The organism is Candidatus Paracaedibacter symbiosus, assembly GCF_000757605.1.
Taxonomy (GTDB): domain Bacteria; phylum Pseudomonadota; class Alphaproteobacteria; order Paracaedibacterales; family Paracaedibacteraceae; genus Paracaedibacter_A; species Paracaedibacter_A symbiosus.
The window spans coordinates 1-702 of record NZ_JQAK01000047.1 but is presented as its reverse complement, the minus strand read 5'-3'; the positions used below and the strand labels follow the sequence as shown (position 1 = coordinate 702).

At 38.0% G+C, this 702-nt stretch carries 1 protein-coding gene; it reads left to right on the top strand.

The features are described 5' to 3' along the window. Positions 1–315: 315 nt before the first annotated feature. A partial coding sequence (locus tag IG80_RS0112200) for a hypothetical protein (protein ID WP_032114297.1) occupies positions 316–702 on the top strand: 387 nt, incomplete at its 3' end.

The following is a 702-nucleotide window of genomic DNA, read 5'->3' as shown; positions in this document are numbered from 1 at the left end:
CTCCTATAAAGGGCGTATTTTACTGAATATGGTTAAGACGCAATATCAATAAAATTTTAAGCCTCATTCTTAAGACTCTGCTGAGCTATAAGAACGTCACTAGTTCTACAGTCCATGATTATAGGTCTTGTCTTGATTGTGCAAAAGATAGGCTTTTAGACAAATGGGCTTTACGCAAGGGTTATACAGATGTTTTCAATGATGTTTCAACCGCGACAGCAAATTGGGATCTTTTATATGGCGTAAGAGGAGAGTGCCGAGCTCAAAGAAGGGGGCTTTGCTGTTGGGTTTCTCTCCCAAGATCAAAAAAAGTTTTTGGTCTATAAGATTTATCGAAAGCTTGGTCTTGTGAAAGATACCTTAAGGCTTCCTTTTGGAGTCTCTGAGAAAAGTATTTATTTGATCTTTTCAAATAATGTTGTACAGCCAAGCGTATCGCAATTTGTCATTAAGGATTATGCTTTAAGTCAGTCTCCTCTTTCTCCTGAGAAGATCTTAACACCTTTTTTACCCCAAAATGTTGAGCGTACTGACAAAGGAATTGATGTCACTACCAATTCTTGTAAAATTGATTACCAGCTCATAAGCAAGCCTATCTCCATAACTCCATTCTCAACTTTTGAGTTACCTTTCGTGGTTGATCTCAAACAAGGAGGGTTTTGTATTGGCCTTGAATCGCAAGATGGGAGTAAGTTCTTAGCT